The organism is Flavobacterium granuli (genome assembly GCF_900129705.1).
GTDB lineage: Bacteria > Bacteroidota > Bacteroidia > Flavobacteriales > Flavobacteriaceae > Flavobacterium > Flavobacterium granuli.
Map to the genome: position 1 here is coordinate 226,801 of NZ_FQWO01000004.1, position 15,406 is coordinate 242,206.

Here is a 15,406-nt window from a genome sequence, read left to right on the forward strand (position 1 = left end):
TTTCGATAACAATCATAATTTTAGATAAGATGAGGCAATATAAATTCATATTGAGTGGCGGTGGAACCGGAGGGCATATTTATCCTGCTATTGCGATTGCCAATGAATTAAAGTTGCGTTTTCCAGATGCCGAATTTCTTTTTGTGGGTGCCAAAGATAAAATGGAAATGCAAAAAGTACCACAGGCAGGTTATCCAATTAAGGGATTATGGATTGCAGGTTTACAAAGAAAAATTAGTTTACAAAATTTAATGTTTCCATTCAAATTAGCGGATAGCTTATGGAAATCCAGAAAAATAATTAAACAATTTAAACCAGACGTTGTTATAGGAACCGGTGGTTTTGCCAGTGGTCCGTTGTTAAAAATGGCTAGTTTGATGAATGTTCCAACGGTAATTCAGGAGCAAAATTCGTATCCCGGAATTACTAATAAATTGTTGAGTGAAAAAGCCAGTGCAATTTGTGTGGCTTATGAGAATTTGGATCGGTTTTTCCCTGCCGAGAAAATGATTTTGACTGGAAATCCAGTGCGTCAGGATTTAATTGATATTGAAGGAAAAAAAGCTGAAGCGATTGAATTTTTCAATTTAGATGCCAATAAAAAAACCTTATTGGTTCTTGGGGGAAGTTTAGGAGCAAGACGGGTAAATCAATTAATTGAAAAAGAGTTGAAAAATATGCTTTTTCAAAATATCCAGATTATCTGGCAATGCGGGAAATTGTATTATGAAGATTATAAAAAATACAATTCTGATAATGTAAAAGTGTTAGCTTTTATAGAAAGAATGGATTTTGTTTATGCTGCTGCCGATGTGATTATTTCAAGAGCGGGTGCATCCTCGGTTTCAGAACTATCTATCGTGGGAAAACCAGTAATATTTATCCCTTCGCCTAATGTGGCCGAAGATCATCAAACTAAAAATGCAAAAGCAATTGTGGATAAAAAAGGCGCGATTTTGTTGAAAGAGGCGGATCTTGATTCGCAATTTAGTCTTGTTTTTGAAGCTTTGCTGAAAGATCAGGGCAAGCAGAAACAATTGAGTGAGAATATAAAAGAATTAGCAATGCCTGAAGCAACAAAACGAATTGCTGACGAAATTGTGAAGTTAATTAAAAATAAATAGTAAGCGATAGCAATGAATTTAAATCAAATACATAATGTCTATTTCATCGGGATTGGTGGCATCGGAATGAGTGCTTTGGCTCGTTATTTTAAAAATATCGGCAAGCAAGTTTCAGGCTATGATAAGACTCCTACGGCTTTGACAAAAGAGTTGATCGAAAGCGGGATTGCAATTCATTTTGAAGACAGTATTGACTTGATTCCAAAAGACTATTTTGCCGAAAATACTTTAGTGATTATTACTCCTGCCGTTCCTAAAACTCATTCGGAATGGAATTATTTTTTGGAAAGAGAATATCATGTTAAAAAAAGGGCTGAAGTTTTAGGGATAATAACAAAAGATACTTTTTGTTTCGCTGTTGCGGGTACGCATGGAAAAACGACAACTTCAAGTATTTTAGGCCATATTTTGTATGAAAGCGGAGCTGATGTAACTGCTTTTATTGGAGGAATTGTAGAGAATTACAATTCAAATTTGATAGGAAGCGGCAAAACGGTGACCGTTGTAGAAGCAGATGAATTTGATCGCTCTTTTTTGCATTTGCATCCTAATATTGCTTGCATTACTTCAATGGATGCGGATCATTTGGATATCTACGGTACCAGTGCGGCTATAGAAGAATCCTTTGTGGAATTTGCTAATAAAATTGAAAATAAGGATAGACTGTTTATAACAAAGGAGCTGCCTTTAGAAGGTGTAACTGTGGCTGTAAATGAAGACGCGGTTTACAGTGCTTTTAATGTTAGAATCGATAATGGAAGTTATGTTTTTGATATAAAAACTCCAGATGGGATTCTGACAGATTTTCGTTTTGGCTTACCGGGAAAACATAATTTAATGAATGCTTTAATGGCTATCGCAATGGCGATAAATTTCGGCACCCCAACCGGTGCTATTGCGATAGCCTTAGCTTCATTTAAGGGAATCAAAAGAAGGTTTTCGTACCAAATAAAAACGGATGATCTAGTTTATATTGATGATTATGCTCATCACCCAACGGAGATTAATGCAGTTTATCAAGCAGTTAGGGAATTGTATCCAACGAAGAAAGTCTTGGCTGTTTTTCAGCCTCATTTATTCAGCAGAACAAGGGATTTTGCTGATGATTTCGCCAAAAGTCTTGCTAACTTTGACGAAATTATTTTGATGGATATTTATCCTGCTCGAGAACTTCCAATGGAAGGAATAACATCAGAATGGCTGTTAAGTAAAATTGATAATCCGAATAAGAAATTAGTTTCAAAAGAAAATTTAATTGATGCGATTTTGGAGAGTGACGCACCAATAATTGTAACAATAGGAGCGGGTGATATAGGGGAATTAGTAGGGGAGATTAAACGAACATTAAATGAGAATATTTAATTGGACAAATATTAGATTGCTTTTGATGATTGGGGTAGTTCTTTTTCTATTTTCATTCACTTTAAAGCGAAATCAAAATAGAAAATTGACAAAATCAGTAGTGGTTTTTGTTGGAGAAAATCCTCTTTTTTTGAAAAGAGAAACGGTTGATAAATTGTTAATAGAAAATAATCAGAAGGCATCAAGTATAAGAAAAGAAAAATTAGCTTTGAATAGACTGGAAAGAACACTGTCTTCAAACGAGATGGTTGAACAATCGGATGTGTTTGTGAGCATTGATGGTGTCTTGAAAGCAGTGGTGAAACAGAAGACCCCAATAGCTAGGGTTTTTGACGGAAATGACTCTTTTTATATTGATTATGAAGGGGGTGTGATGCCATTGTCAGACAATTTTACAGCTAGAGTTCCGCTTGTTACTGGTGCAATAAATAAAAAAAACAACGATAAAGTAGTCCAATTGTTACGCGTGATTTATGATGATGATTTTTTGAAAAAAAACATTATTGCAATTCAAATTATGCCGAGTGGGAGCTTGAAAATGCTTAATAGAAATTACGATTACCAGATTAATTTTGGTGGAACAGCTAATTTTGAACAAAAATTCAAAGATTATAAAGCTTTTTTTCAAAAGGCAGTTTTAGATAGTTCGTTGTATAAGTATAAAAAAATAGATCTTAGATTTACAAAACAAGTAGTTTGCACTAAATAATAGATAATGGAAAAAGAGAATATTGCAGTGGGTCTAGATATTGGGACAACCAAAATTGTTGCCATGATAGGCAAGAAAAATGAGTATGGTAAGTTGGAGATTTTAGGTGTAGGTAAATCTAAAAGTTTAGGAGTTGCCAGAGGAGTAGTTAATAATATTACCCAAACAATACAGTCCATTCAGCAAGCAATAGGAGAAGCCGAGAATAATTCGGGTTATAAGATAAAAGATGTTGTTGTAGGAATTGCAGGTCAACACATACGCAGCATTCAGCATACAGATTATATTAGCAGAAACAATCCTGAAGAAGTAATTGGAGGGGCAGATATTCAGCTTTTGATTGATCAGGTAAATAAATTGGCGATGTTGCCGGGAGAAGAAATAATCCATGTTTTGCCTCAAGAATTTAAAATTGACGGGCAGTCAGAAATCAAAGAGCCTATAGGGATGTACGGTGGAAGATTAGAGTCTAGTTTTCATGTTGTAGTAGGTCAGGCTTCGTCAATAAGAAATGTAGGGAGATGTATCCAAAGTTCGGGAATTGAATTATCAGGATTGACCTTGGAGCCATTGGCATCTTCAGATGCAGTATTGAGTCAGGAAGAAAAAGAAGCAGGAGTTGCCTTGATTGATATAGGTGGTGGTACAACAGATTTGGCAATTTTCAAAGATGGAATAATTCGTCATACTGCTGTAATTCCTTTTGGAGGAAATGTGATTTCAGATGATATAAAGGAAGGTTGTTCTATTATTGAAAAGCAAGCCGAATTATTGAAAGTGAAATTTGGATCTGCTTGGCCAGGAGAAAACAAAGACAATGAAATTGTTTCTATTCCAGGATTGAGAGGAAGAGAACCCAAAGAGATTTCTTTGAAAAACTTATCGAAAATTATTCATGCTCGTGTTGTGGAAATTGTAGAGCAGGTTTTTACAGAAATAAAAGCCTATGGACATGAAGATCCACGCAAGAAGTTAATTGCCGGAATTGTGCTTACAGGTGGCGGCGCACAGCTAAAACATATAAAGCAATTAGTAGAATATATCACTGGAATGGACACCAGAATAGGTTATCCAAATGAGCATTTAGCGGGTGATTCTGACGAAGAATTTTCAAGCCCTTTATATGCAACTGCGGTTGGTTTAGTGATGAATAGCATTGAAAATAATACTCAAAGCGCTGTCAGAAAAGACGAAATCGTTGCTCCAAAAATGCCGGTTTATAGAGCGCCAGCTTTCGAAACTAATGAATTAAGAGAAGAAGAACAGGTAGAAGTAACTAAAAAATATGAAAAGAAAGAAGAATCTACAGGGGATAAGATTAAAAGATCTTTTTTTGATCGTTATGTAGATAAGATTAAGGATTTTTTAGATAATGCAGAATAGGGGTAACGCCCAAAATATTAAAACAACAATTTATAATTAATATAAAAAAAACCAAATAATATGATGAGCAACTCAGAATTTGGAAGTATTTCATTTGATTTACCAAAAAACCAATCAAATGTAATCAAAGTAATTGGTGTCGGTGGAGGCGGTAGTAATGCTATAAACCACATGTTTAAACAAGGAATTAAAGGAGTGGATTTTATTGTTTGTAATACTGATTCTCAGGCATTACAGAACAGTGCTGTTCCAAATAAAATTCAGTTGGGTGTAAACTTGACTGAAGGTCTTGGTGCTGGTGCAAATCCAGATGTGGGACAACAATCAGCTATAGAAAGTATAGCCGATATCGAAAAGATGTTGGATCGCAATACTAAGATGGTTTTTATTACAGCAGGAATGGGTGGAGGTACCGGTACAGGTGCTGCGCCAGTAATTGCTCAATTAGCCAAAGAAAGAGAAATTCTTACTGTAGGTATTGTAACATTGCCATTTTTGTTTGAAGGGAAAGTACGTCAGGAACAAGCAAAAATAGGAATCGAAAAGCTGCGCAAACAGGTCGATTCTTTAATAGTTATCAACAACAATAAGTTAAGAGAAGTATATGGAAATCTGGGTTTTAAAGCCGGATTTTCAAAAGCGGATGAAGTGTTGGCTACAGCCTCAAGAGGTATTGCCGAAGTAATCACGCATCACTATACACAAAATATCGATTTAAGAGATGCCAAGACTGTTTTGGCGAATAGTGGAACTGCTATTATGGGTTCTTCTGTATCTTCAGGTGAAAACAGAGCCAAAGAAGCTATTATTTCAGCCTTGGATTCTCCTTTACTAAATGATAATAAAATTACAGGTGCCAAAAACGTATTGTTGCTCATCGTTTCTGGATCTAATGAAATCACTTTGGATGAAATTGGTGAAATCAATGACCATATTCAAGCCGAAGCAGGTTTCAATGCTAATATTATTATGGGTGTTGGTGAAGATGAAACATTAGGAGATGCCATTGCAGTGACAATTATTGCCACAGGATTTGATATCGAACAACAAAATGGAATTGTAAATACAGAACCAAAAAAGATAATTCATACGCTAGAAGACGAACAAAGAAGTGTTTACAATTTAACTAAAAATACAGTTCCGGCTTTCGATTTAGATACCGAAACGCCAAAAGCCAATACAGAAGAAAGAGTGGTTTTTGAACTAACAGAAGACAGAGTTGCTCCTGAACCTATTGTTCCTGTAGAAGGAAATGAAGATTTGATGGCTGTATCTGAGTTTATAAAAAACCTAGACGTAACTTTTGAAATCGTATCTCCTATAAAAGAAACTGATTTTACTTTTACAGCTCCAAAAGCAGCTGAAGTTAAAGAAGTGCCACAACCTAAAGTGTTTGAAAGGCAAGAGCAAACTACTTTCTCTTTTGATTTGCCACTTTCTAAGCCTGAGCCGGTAGCGGTAAAAGAACCGGAAGTTTTGTTTGAATTGACAAATGAAACTCGAGATATAAAAGTAAATCAACCAGTTCAATTTGTACCTGTAACTGAAGTTTCGGATAAAGGAGTTATCAAGTATTCTCTAGAGGAATATATGGAATTGGAAAATGATTTTATGTCTTCTAAGCCTGTTTCAAAAGTAGTTGAAGAGGTTGTTCCTGAGGAAATGAACATCACCATGAAACAAGTTGAGACTTATGCAAGTGCTCCGTCTAAATTAGAGGAAATCTCCCCTATGGAAATGACAATCGAAGAGACTTTGAGACTCAGAGCCGATGAGAGAAGAAAAAAATTAAAAGAATTCAATTATAAGTTTCACAACAATGTTTCTAAAATTGATGAGTATGAAAAAGAGCCTGCTTATAAAAGATTGGGTATAGATATATCAAATACACAGGCTAATAATACTGCTTCAAGAATATCTGTTGGGATGGATAGTAATAATGATTTACAGCTGCGTTCTAATAACTCGTATTTACACGACAATGTAGACTAGTCAACTTGAATCAAAATCAAATCAACCCGAAAATTGAATTTAATTTTCGGGTTATTTTTTTTATCTTCGCAGCACAATAATCCAAGGTGATGATGTTTGGGGACTTATTGTTGTTCTCATGAGAGTGTTTTCTCATCAAATGCTTTTCATTACTATTTGAAACGCTAAAATTAGTTTCAAAAAATCAAAAAGAATTAAACTATAGCGGATAACGCTTAATAAAATAAAAATAAAATGAGTTTATCAAAAAACATCATGGACGAAATGAAAACCGCCATGAGAGCTAAAGATACTGTAGCTTTAGAAGCTTTAAGAGCAATTAAGTCTGAAATCCTTTTGGCTGAAACAGCATCAGGATCAAAAGAAGAAATTTCTGAAGCTGATGAAATTAAATTACTTCAAAGACTGGTAAAAACCCGTAAGGAGAGTGCGAAAATTTTCACCGAACAAAATCGTTTGGACTTAGCTGAGCCAGAATTGGCACAGGTGGCAGTGATTGAAAAGTTCTTACCGGCGCAATTAAGCGAAGCTGAAGTGGAAGCTGTTATTGTGAAAATCATTGCCGAAACCGGAGCATCTGGAATTGCAGCAATGGGTAAAGTAATGGGATTGGCTTCGGCACAATTAGGCGGAACTGCAGAAGGAAAAACGATTTCTACAATCGTTAAGAAACTATTGACGTAGCATTTTTATTTAGATTGTTGATCACTGTTTTTTAAATCTACTATCGTTAATCGACAATCTAAAAATATAACGGCTGCGTAGTTCAACTGGATAGAATATCAGATTTCGACTCTGAGGGTTGCAGGTTCGAACCCTGTCGCGGCCACTTTAATCTGGGCAACAAAAGGACAAAATATAAATTGTCGTTTTGTTGCTTTTTTTGTTTTGAAATGATAGTTTTTGTAGATTAGGCGTATTGACTCGGCCAAATAAAATAAGGTGAATGGAGGTGATTCAGATTGTAATAGTGGTTTTTATAGCGATATGTCTTTTTATGGCAATCGTGGAGCCTTTTTATGTGTTAATTTTTAACAAACCAATTTTTATTCATTGGTATCCATTTGGTGAGAAACTAAGCGTTTCTCAAAGAGGTATTCTTGAGAAAGAATTTGTGTTTTATGGAAAATTATCCGATAAAAGAAAGCGATTTTTTGAGTTTAGGGTAGCTGCATTTATATCGAAGTATAAATTTATAGGTAAAGAAGGTTTTGTCATTACGGATGAAGTTAAAGTCTTGATTTCGGCTACTTTTGTGATGCTGACTTTTGGAATGAGACGCTATTTGATCAATGTATTTGATAAGGTTATTATTTATCCGCAAGCCTATTTTTCTACTATAAATAAAGAATTTCATAAAGGGGAATTTAATCCAAGAGTGAAAGCAGTGGTTTTTTCCTGGAAAGATTTTGAAGAAGGTTTTCTACATCGAAATGACAATATCAATCTTGGCCTGCATGAGTTTGCGCATGCTTTGTATTTTCATGGATTAAGAGGCAAGGATCAAAGCAGTATTGTTTTTGCGGATGCTTATGTCAAAATACAAGAATATTTGGTACAGCCTAAAGTTTTGAATCATCTCATTGCTTCAAATTATTTAAGGATTTATGCTTATACCAATCAGGCTGAATTTTTTGCTGTAGTTTTAGAACATTTCTTTGAAACGCCTCAGCTTTTTAAACAGGAGTTTCCTGAATTGTACTATAATATTAAGGACATGATAAATTTTGATGACAGCGATTTAAAATAAAAAAAACTCCCTTTCTATAATTTGAAAGGGAGTTTTTGCTTTTTTAGATTGCTGTTAATTTCTTTAAATCAGCGATGGTTTCTGTTGGATTTATTGCTTTAAAAACAAAGCTTCCGGCAACAAGAACATCTGCTCCAGCTTCGACCAGTTGTTTAGCATTTTTATTGGTCACCCCTCCGTCCACTTCGATTAATGTAGAGGCTCCTTTTCTTGTGATTAATTCTTTTAGTTTTTTAACTTTAGCATAAGTGTTTTCGATGAAAGATTGTCCTCCAAATCCTGGATTGACACTCATAATACAAACTAAATCAATATCGTTGATTACATCCTCTAGTAAGTCGATATTCGTGTGTGGGTTGATAGCTACACCAGCTTTCATTCCTTCTGCTTTGATCGCTTGTAGTGTTCTGTGAAGGTGTGTGCAGGCTTCATAGTGTACGCTTAGTACATTGGCTCCCAATTCAGCAAAAGTTTTAATATAGCGATCTGGATCTATAATCATCAAGTGTACATCAATAGTTTTCTTGGCGTGCTTGTTTATAGCTTCTAAAACCGGCATACCATAAGAAATGTTAGGTACAAAAACGCCATCCATGATGTCAATGTGGAACCAATCGGCTTGACTGTTGTTAATCATCTCGATGTCGCGTTGTAGGTTTCCAAAGTCGGCTGCCAATACTGATGGCGCAATAAGTGTATTTTTCATTGTGTGTAGTTGTGTTATTTTTGCAAAGGTACTATAAAAAATAAAACTCCGGTAATCAGCCGGAGTTTCAATCATCAATCAAAAAACGAACAGTTAATCAGACTGTTGTTTGCTTTAAAAAAAGTTTCAAGTTTAATATTCCAAATTAATTAAATAATTTGGAATATTAAACTTGAAACAAATATTTTTTAACCTAAGTAAGTTTTTAGTATTTTACTTCTAGAAGTATGTTTTAATCTACGAATGGCTTTTTCCTTAATTTGACGTACACGCTCGCGAGTTAAGTCAAAAGTTTCTCCAATTTCCTCAAGAGTCATTGGGTGTTGGTCACCAAGACCAAAGTACAAACGAACTACATCAGCTTCTCTTGGAGTTAATGTTTCTAATGAGCGCTCGATTTCGGTACGTAAAGATTCGTGAATTAATTCTCTGTCCGGATTTGGAGATTCGCCAGAACGTAAAACGTCATAAAGGTTTGAATCTTCTCCCTCAACAAGAGGCGCGTCCATTGATAAGTGACGACCAGAGTTTTTCATGCTCTCTTTTACGTCATTTACGGTCATGTCCAGTTCTTTTGCAATTTCCTCAGCAGATGGTGGACGTTCATTAGATTGCTCTAGTAAAGCGTACATTTTGTTGATTTTATTGATAGAACCAATTTTATTTAAAGGCAAACGAACGATACGGGATTGCTCAGCCAAGGCTTGTAAAATCGATTGACGAATCCACCAAACGGCATAAGAAATGAATTTGAAACCACGGGTCTCATCAAATCGTTGTGCGGCTTTTATCAATCCTAAATTTCCTTCGTTAATTAAATCAGGAAGAGTTAATCCTTGATTTTGGTATTGTTTTGCTACTGAAACTACGAAACGTAAATTCGCTTTTGTTAATTTCTCAAGGGCTCTTTGATCCCCGGCTTTAATTTTTTGTGCTAATTCTACTTCTTCGTCAGCGGTAATAAGGTCAACTTTTCCAATTTCTTGTAAATATTTGTCTAATGAAGCAGTCTCACGATTGGTAACCTGCTTGGTGATTTTAAGTTGTCTCATGTTGTTTTGTGTCCTCAGTTTTAAGTGTACGAGTTGTTATACGTATGGAGTTGCGAAAAAGTTACAAATAGTATGATATTTTTTTAATTAAATGCGAAAACCCCAATTCAAATGCATGAATCGGGGTTTTCTATAAAAGAACCTTTAGTAAACTAAGATCTGATTACTCTTTTTTCTCCTCGCGTGGAGGTCTTGGCATAAGTGCTTTTTTGGACACTTTCTCTTTTCTGGTTTTTGGATCTAATCCTAAGTATTTCACTTCGAAAACATCTCCCATTTTAACCACATCAGCAACGTTTTCAGTACGTTCCCAAGCTAACTCTGATACGTGTAACAAAACTTCGTTTCCAGGAGCGGCTGTATATTCTACAACGGCACCAAAATCCAGCATTTTGATTACTTTCACTTCGTAAGATTCTCCCATTTGTGGTTTGAAAGTGATCGATTTAATTTTAGCCAATACTGCTTCAATTCCAGCAGGATCAGTTCCAAGAATTTCAATAACACCTTGCTCATCCACTTCGTTGATTACAATTGTTGTTCCAGTAGCTTTTTGTAATTCTTGAATTACTTTTCCTCCAGGTCCAATCAATGCACCAATAAAATTACCAGGGATAGTTCTGGTGATGATTTTTGGAGAGTGTGCTTTAACATCTGCATTCGGTTTGTCAAGTGTTTCGAGTATTTTTCCTAAAATATGCAAACGTCCATCACGAGCTTGAGCCAAGGCTTGCTCCATGATTTCATATTTCAATCCGTCAATTTTGATATCCATCTGACAAGCTGTAATTCCTTCAGAAGTTCCGGTTACTTTGAAATCCATATCTCCTAAGTGATCTTCATCGCCTAAAATATCAGATAAAACAGCAAAACGTTCTCCGTCAGTAATCAATCCCATTGCAATTCCAGAAACGGGACGAATCATTTGAATACCAGCATCCATTAATGATAATGTTCCAGCACAAACGGTAGCCATTGAAGACGAACCATTTGATTCTAATACTTCAGAAACGACACGGATTGTATAAGGACAATCAGCAGGAATCATGTTTTTTAATGCTCTTTGCGCCAAGTTTCCGTGGCCTACTTCTCTTCTTGAAGTTCCTCTTAACGGACGAGCTTCTCCTGTTGAAAATGGTGGGAAATTATAGTGTAAATAGAATTTTTCTTCTCCTTGTTCTGATGGTGAATCAATTTGGTTGGCTTCTCTAGAAGTTCCTAAAGTAGTTGTAGCCAAAGCTTGAGTTTCTCCACGTGTAAACAATGCTGAACCGTGTACAGAAGGCAAATAATCGACTTCTGACCAGATTGGTCTGATTTCGGTAGTTTTTCTTCCGTCAAGACGAGTTCCTAAATCTAAAGTTACATTACGAACCGCTTCTTTATTGGTTTTGTAGAAATATTTAGAAACTAAGTCTCCGTTTTCAGCCAATTCTTCTTCGGTAAATAATGCTTTTACTTCTTCTTTTACTGCATCAAAAGCAGCAGAACGTTCGTGTTTTGCTGAACCTTTGCTAGCAATTGCATAAATTTTATCGTAAGCCGCTGCTTTTACTTTAGCGTAAATAGCATCGTCTGTTTTTTCTTTTTCGTAGGTACGAACTTCTTTTTTTCCAAAAGCGGCTGCTAATCTTTCTTGAGCTGCAATTTGTACTTTAATATGTTCGTGAGCAAATTTAATTGCTTCTAACATTTCTGCTTCTGAAATTTCTTTCATTTCTCCTTCTACCATTGCGATAGAATCAGTAGAAGCTCCAATCATCATGTCGATATCAGATAATTCTAATTGAGCACGAGATGGATTGATGATAAATTTACCGTCAATTCTTCCTACTCTAGCTTCAGAAATTAAAGTTTCAAAAGGAATATCAGATAATGCAAGTGCTGCCGAAGCGGCTAATCCTGCTAATGCATCTGGCATGACGTCTTCGTCATAAGACATTAATTGGATCATAACCTGCACTTCTGCATGGTAGTCACTTGGGAAAAGTGGACGTAAAACACGGTCAACTAATCTCATAGTTAGTACTTCGCTATCACTTGGACGAGCTTCTCTTTTGAAGAAACCACCAGGGAAACGTCCTGCTGCAGCAAATTTTTCGCGATAATCTACCGTAAGTGGTAGAAAGTCGATCCCAGGACTTGCTTTTCTTGAGGAAACAACTGTGCCTAATATTACAGTTTTTCCAATTCTTACTACTACAGATCCGTCTGCTTGTTTGGCTAAACGGCCTGTCTCGATTGTGATGCTTCTGCCATCACCTAAATCGATGCTTTCTACAAATAATTGTGGAATCATAATTTTTCCTTATTGGTTATACAATGGGTTTTAGTTGTGTTGTAGTTGTTGTGTGTAGTTGTTGTCTAAAAAACCCAATGAAAAACCAAACTTTTTTATGTAAATATCAACTTTTGAAGTTGATGCGATGGAAGAATTTAAAATTAAAGTCCTAAATTCTTGTATAAAAAAAGAGGCACTTTCGCACCTCTTTTTGATATTGATTATTTTCTAATACCCAATACTTTGATAATCTCACGATATCTGTTGATTTCTTTTTTCTTCAAGTAATCTAGCAAAGATCTTCTTTTACCAACTAATAATACTAATGAACGCTCAGTGTTGTAATCATGACGATTTTTTTTCAAGTGCTCAGTTAGGTGTGAAATTCTGTAAGTGAACAAAGCAATTTGAGCTTCAGCCTTTCCAGTGTTTGTTTTTTCTCCGTGTTGAGCGAAGATTTCTTCTTTAATCTCTTTCGTTAAATACATTCCAATATTATTTTAATGATTTTTATGTATGTCATACAGCTATTGTAAGACGGGGGCAAAGATAATATTTATTTTTAAAATGGCAACAGAAAATTTATGTAAGATTCAGGGCGTTGGTTTTCAGTGAATTAATTGATGAAAGTTTTTGCCACTTCTTCATTCACAAACTCTAGGAATTTTTCATCCTCTGTAGTAAATGGATCCAAGACATGACTGTCAATGTCTATTTGACCAATATTTTGTCCGTTGACAAATAAAGGAACCACAATTTCTGATTTTACGGTGAAGCTACAAGCGATGTAATTGTCTTGTGCTTTTACATCAGGCACAACAAAATTAGTATTAGAAACGGCTACCTGTCCGCAAATACCTTTCCCAAAAGGGATGATGGTGTGATCTGTTTCTGCGCCAACATATGGGCCTAGATGTAGGGTTTGAGTGTCATGATTTGCAAAGTAAAAGCCAACCCAGTTGTAATAATCGATGTTTTCATTTAGGAGTTGGCACACAGCTAAGAGTTTTTCGTCTCTTGTAAGATTCTGGTCTGCAGTAATTGCGCTTACCTTTGGTTTTAATTCCTGAAATTTCATGTTTTTATTTTTTTGTAAAAGTATTTAAAGTAGCTTTTAAAAATTGCATAAATTTGTTAAAAAACAGATGTTGAAAAAATACTTTACTCTGTATAAGCCTTTTTTGCTTTTTTTAGCAAAGTTTTTTTTGGTCTATAGTATTCTTACCTTGGTTTATCAGAAATTTTTGGAAAGTTTTGAAAACAATAAGGTGGATGTTGTTACCCTGATGGTTGCCCAAAATACCGAAAAAGTATTGCAGTTTTTTGATGCAGATGTAATAATTGATAAAGAAACCTCAGAGCCATATATTAGGTTGTTTTACAATCAGGTTTATATTGCTCGTATAATTGAAGGCTGTAATGCAATTAACGTTATTATCTTGTTTATCGCATTTGTAGTTTCTTTTTCTGGTCGATTTAAGCAAACTTTGTTTTTTATTATTTCGGGAAGCTTGATTATCTATGTATTGAATGTGTTTCGAATCGCTGTATTATGTGTCTTGTTGTATTTTTTTCCAGAACAGAATCCTACGATTCATGGTGTGCTTTTTCCGTTATTTATTTATGGTGTTGTTTTTATTTTATGGGTAATCTGGGTACGTAAATTTTCATTGTATGCTAAAAATACTGTTGAAACATAAGTTGAAAATTGCGTTTGTATTAATGCTTGTTTTTTTGTTTGCTTTAGTTCGAGCTTATGAGGATTATCTATTCTATGATCCTTTTTTGAATTATTTTAAAAGCGATTTTAATGGTATGTTACTTCCTGTTTATGATTCGTTTCAGTTATTTTTTGGATTGCTTTTTAGGTATTCGTTAAATATGTTGATTTCGCTAGTACTGATTTATACTCTTTTTGAAGATGAATCAATGGTGAAATTTGCTTGCTTTTTGTATCTTTTTTTCTTTCTGATTTTGATTATTTGTTTCTATGTTATTATTTATTTTTACGGGGAAACAAATAATCTTATCCTTTTTTATGTAAGGCGTTTTCTTATACAGCCTATTTTTGTCTTGTTGTTTATTCCTGCATTTTATTATCAAAGATTAAATAAGTGATTTATTTTAACTACCTTTAATGGTAGTTTTATTTATTTGTTAATCAGTTGTTTGTTCTTATGAAAATTATAAAGCATTCAGGAGATGTAGTTGATTTTGAACCTGAAAAACTCAGGAAGTCACTGTTAAAATCTGGTGCCAATCCAAAGATTGTTGAAGATATTGTTAGTAAAATATGCAAGGAGATTTATGAAGGAATCAGTACAAAACATATTTATAAGCGAGCTTTTGGTTTATTAAAAAAGGAGGCTAATTCTCATGCTGCGCGCTACAATTTAAGAGCAGCGATTCAGTTGTTGGGACCAGCCGGTTTTTTCTTCGAAAAATATATTGCGAAACTTTTTTCTGCAGAAAAATATGAGACAAAAAACAATATTATTTTGCAAGGAAAATGTGTTTCCCATGAAATAGATGTTTTGGTAAAGAAGAACAATACTATTGCCATGATTGAGTGTAAGTTTCACGTAGGCAGAGAAGCTGCTTCTGATGTGAAAGTTCCTTTGTACGTTTTTTCTAGATTTAATGATTTGAAAGGAAGGGAACATACTATTTTTTCTAAAAAAGAAATGATTTCTAAATGTTGGATTGTCACTAATAATAGGTTTACTGCCGATGCGATAGATTTTGCAAAGTGCTCCGGAATAAATTTATTGAGTTGGGATTATCCTAAAAATGACAATTTGAAAACGAAGAATGATATTGATTGTCTTTATCCTGTAACTTGTTTGACGACATTGACAATTGCTGAGAAGGATAAATTGTTGATTTTGGACGTGATTTTGGTAAAGGAGTTAAGTAACAATTCAGATAGTTTGGAAAAAATAGGATTAACTCCATCAAGGATAAAAAATGTTTTGAAAGAAGTGAGGGAGTTGAGTGTTTGTGTTTTAGATCTATGATTTTGAAGGTTAATAGTATTTAAAAAAATA

15 protein-coding genes and 1 tRNA gene are annotated in these 15,406 nt (G+C 34.7%); 11 read left to right on the forward strand and 5 right to left on the reverse strand.

Going from position 1 to position 15,406, the window contains the following annotated elements; translation table 11 throughout:
- The first annotated feature begins 29 nt into the window (after positions 1–29).
- The 8 genes from murG to BUB25_RS07775 all read left to right on the forward strand — a co-directional run bounded on the left by murG (position 30) and on the right by BUB25_RS07775 (position 8,320).
- Complete coding sequence (murG, locus tag BUB25_RS07740) at positions 30–1,124, forward strand: undecaprenyldiphospho-muramoylpentapeptide beta-N-acetylglucosaminyltransferase (protein WP_072942596.1); 1,095 nt, start codon at positions 30–32, stop codon at positions 1,122–1,124.
- Between the two features lie 12 nt (positions 1,125–1,136).
- Positions 1,137–2,486: a UDP-N-acetylmuramate--L-alanine ligase gene (murC, locus tag BUB25_RS07745; protein ID WP_072942599.1), complete on the forward strand. Its 1,350-nt coding sequence runs from the start codon at positions 1,137–1,139 to the stop codon at positions 2,484–2,486.
- Complete coding sequence (locus tag BUB25_RS07750; RefSeq protein ID WP_072942601.1) at positions 2,473–3,195, forward strand: cell division protein FtsQ/DivIB; 723 nt, start codon at positions 2,473–2,475, stop codon at positions 3,193–3,195. Before murC ends, BUB25_RS07750 begins: the two co-directional genes overlap by 14 nt.
- A gap of 6 nt (positions 3,196–3,201) precedes the next feature.
- Complete coding sequence (ftsA, locus tag BUB25_RS07755) at positions 3,202–4,578, forward strand: cell division protein FtsA (protein WP_072942605.1); 1,377 nt, start codon at positions 3,202–3,204, stop codon at positions 4,576–4,578.
- 60 nt (positions 4,579–4,638) lie between these two features.
- Positions 4,639–6,570, forward strand: coding sequence for a cell division protein FtsZ (gene ftsZ, locus BUB25_RS07760; RefSeq protein ID WP_072942607.1), 1,932 nt, complete (start codon positions 4,639–4,641; stop codon positions 6,568–6,570).
- 234 nt (positions 6,571–6,804) lie between these two features.
- The gene (locus BUB25_RS07765) at positions 6,805–7,254 is read left to right on the forward strand and encodes a GatB/YqeY domain-containing protein (RefSeq protein ID WP_072942610.1); all 450 of its coding nucleotides are present in this window, start codon (positions 6,805–6,807) and stop codon (positions 7,252–7,254) included.
- Between the two features lie 71 nt (positions 7,255–7,325).
- Positions 7,326–7,399, forward strand: a tRNA-Arg gene (locus BUB25_RS07770).
- 117 nt (positions 7,400–7,516) lie between these two features.
- The gene (locus tag BUB25_RS07775; protein ID WP_072942613.1) at positions 7,517–8,320 is read left to right on the forward strand and encodes a zinc-dependent peptidase; all 804 of its coding nucleotides are present in this window, start codon (positions 7,517–7,519) and stop codon (positions 8,318–8,320) included.
- Between the two features lie 43 nt (positions 8,321–8,363).
- Here BUB25_RS07775 and rpe read toward each other — a convergent pair whose 3' ends face one another.
- From rpe to BUB25_RS07800, 5 genes are all read right to left on the reverse strand, one after another.
- Complete coding sequence (gene rpe, locus BUB25_RS07780) at positions 8,364–9,026, reverse strand: ribulose-phosphate 3-epimerase (RefSeq protein WP_072942824.1); 663 nt, start codon at positions 9,024–9,026, stop codon at positions 8,364–8,366.
- 188 nt (positions 9,027–9,214) lie between these two features.
- On the reverse strand, positions 9,215–10,078 hold the full coding sequence (locus BUB25_RS07785; protein ID WP_026707723.1) for a sigma-70 family RNA polymerase sigma factor: 864 nt from the start codon (positions 10,076–10,078) through the stop codon (positions 9,215–9,217).
- Positions 10,079–10,241: 163 nt separating this feature from the next.
- Positions 10,242–12,377, reverse strand: a complete 2,136-nt coding sequence (locus BUB25_RS07790) for a polyribonucleotide nucleotidyltransferase (protein ID WP_072942616.1) — start codon at positions 12,375–12,377, stop codon at positions 10,242–10,244.
- 203 nt (positions 12,378–12,580) lie between these two features.
- Positions 12,581–12,847 carry a 30S ribosomal protein S15 gene (gene rpsO / locus BUB25_RS07795; RefSeq protein ID WP_072942618.1) on the reverse strand — a complete coding sequence of 89 codons (267 nt, stop codon included), beginning with the start codon at positions 12,845–12,847 and terminating at the stop codon, positions 12,581–12,583.
- A 128-nt stretch (positions 12,848–12,975) separates the two neighbouring features.
- The gene (locus BUB25_RS07800; RefSeq protein ID WP_072942620.1) at positions 12,976–13,437 is read right to left on the reverse strand and encodes a GAF domain-containing protein; all 462 of its coding nucleotides are present in this window, start codon (positions 13,435–13,437) and stop codon (positions 12,976–12,978) included.
- A 67-nt stretch (positions 13,438–13,504) separates the two neighbouring features.
- On the opposite strand from BUB25_RS07800, the gene xrtF reads away from it, so the two are divergent.
- From xrtF to BUB25_RS07815, 3 genes are read left to right on the forward strand one after another with little or no spacing between them, the layout of a single operon-like run.
- The gene (gene xrtF / locus BUB25_RS07805; RefSeq protein WP_317047063.1) at positions 13,505–14,059 is read left to right on the forward strand and encodes an exosortase family protein XrtF; all 555 of its coding nucleotides are present in this window, start codon (positions 13,505–13,507) and stop codon (positions 14,057–14,059) included.
- Complete coding sequence (locus BUB25_RS07810; RefSeq protein WP_072942622.1) at positions 14,034–14,477, forward strand: exosortase F system-associated membrane protein; 444 nt, start codon at positions 14,034–14,036, stop codon at positions 14,475–14,477. Before xrtF ends, BUB25_RS07810 begins: the two co-directional genes overlap by 26 nt.
- A 59-nt stretch (positions 14,478–14,536) precedes the next feature.
- Positions 14,537–15,376, forward strand: coding sequence for an ATP cone domain-containing protein (locus tag BUB25_RS07815; RefSeq protein ID WP_072942624.1), 840 nt, complete (start codon positions 14,537–14,539; stop codon positions 15,374–15,376).
- Positions 15,377–15,406: the final 30 nt, after the last annotated feature.

Coding starts and splice junctions, on each gene's coding strand:
- BUB25_RS07815 (WP_072942624.1), top strand. CDS start 14,537: ATGAAAATTATAAAGCATTCAGGAGATGTAGTTGATTTTGAACCTGAA.
- rpsO (WP_072942618.1), bottom strand. CDS start 12,847: ATGTATTTAACGAAAGAGATTAAAGAAGAAATCTTCGCTCAACACGGA.
- BUB25_RS07765 (WP_072942610.1), top strand. CDS start 6,805: ATGAGTTTATCAAAAAACATCATGGACGAAATGAAAACCGCCATGAGA.
- xrtF (WP_317047063.1), top strand. CDS start 13,505: ATGTTGAAAAAATACTTTACTCTGTATAAGCCTTTTTTGCTTTTTTTA.
- ftsA (WP_072942605.1), top strand. CDS start 3,202: ATGGAAAAAGAGAATATTGCAGTGGGTCTAGATATTGGGACAACCAAA.
- BUB25_RS07810 (WP_072942622.1), top strand. CDS start 14,034: ATGCTAAAAATACTGTTGAAACATAAGTTGAAAATTGCGTTTGTATTA.
- murG (WP_072942596.1), top strand. CDS start 30: ATGAGGCAATATAAATTCATATTGAGTGGCGGTGGAACCGGAGGGCAT.
- BUB25_RS07750 (WP_072942601.1), top strand. CDS start 2,473: ATGAGAATATTTAATTGGACAAATATTAGATTGCTTTTGATGATTGGG.
- murC (WP_072942599.1), top strand. CDS start 1,137: ATGAATTTAAATCAAATACATAATGTCTATTTCATCGGGATTGGTGGC.
- BUB25_RS07790 (WP_072942616.1), bottom strand. CDS start 12,377: ATGATTCCACAATTATTTGTAGAAAGCATCGATTTAGGTGATGGCAGA.
- ftsZ (WP_072942607.1), top strand. CDS start 4,639: ATGATGAGCAACTCAGAATTTGGAAGTATTTCATTTGATTTACCAAAA.
- BUB25_RS07800 (WP_072942620.1), bottom strand. CDS start 13,437: ATGAAATTTCAGGAATTAAAACCAAAGGTAAGCGCAATTACTGCAGAC.
- rpe (WP_072942824.1), bottom strand. CDS start 9,026: ATGAAAAATACACTTATTGCGCCATCAGTATTGGCAGCCGACTTTGGA.
- BUB25_RS07775 (WP_072942613.1), top strand. CDS start 7,517: ATGGAGGTGATTCAGATTGTAATAGTGGTTTTTATAGCGATATGTCTT.
- BUB25_RS07785 (WP_026707723.1), bottom strand. CDS start 10,078: ATGAGACAACTTAAAATCACCAAGCAGGTTACCAATCGTGAGACTGCT.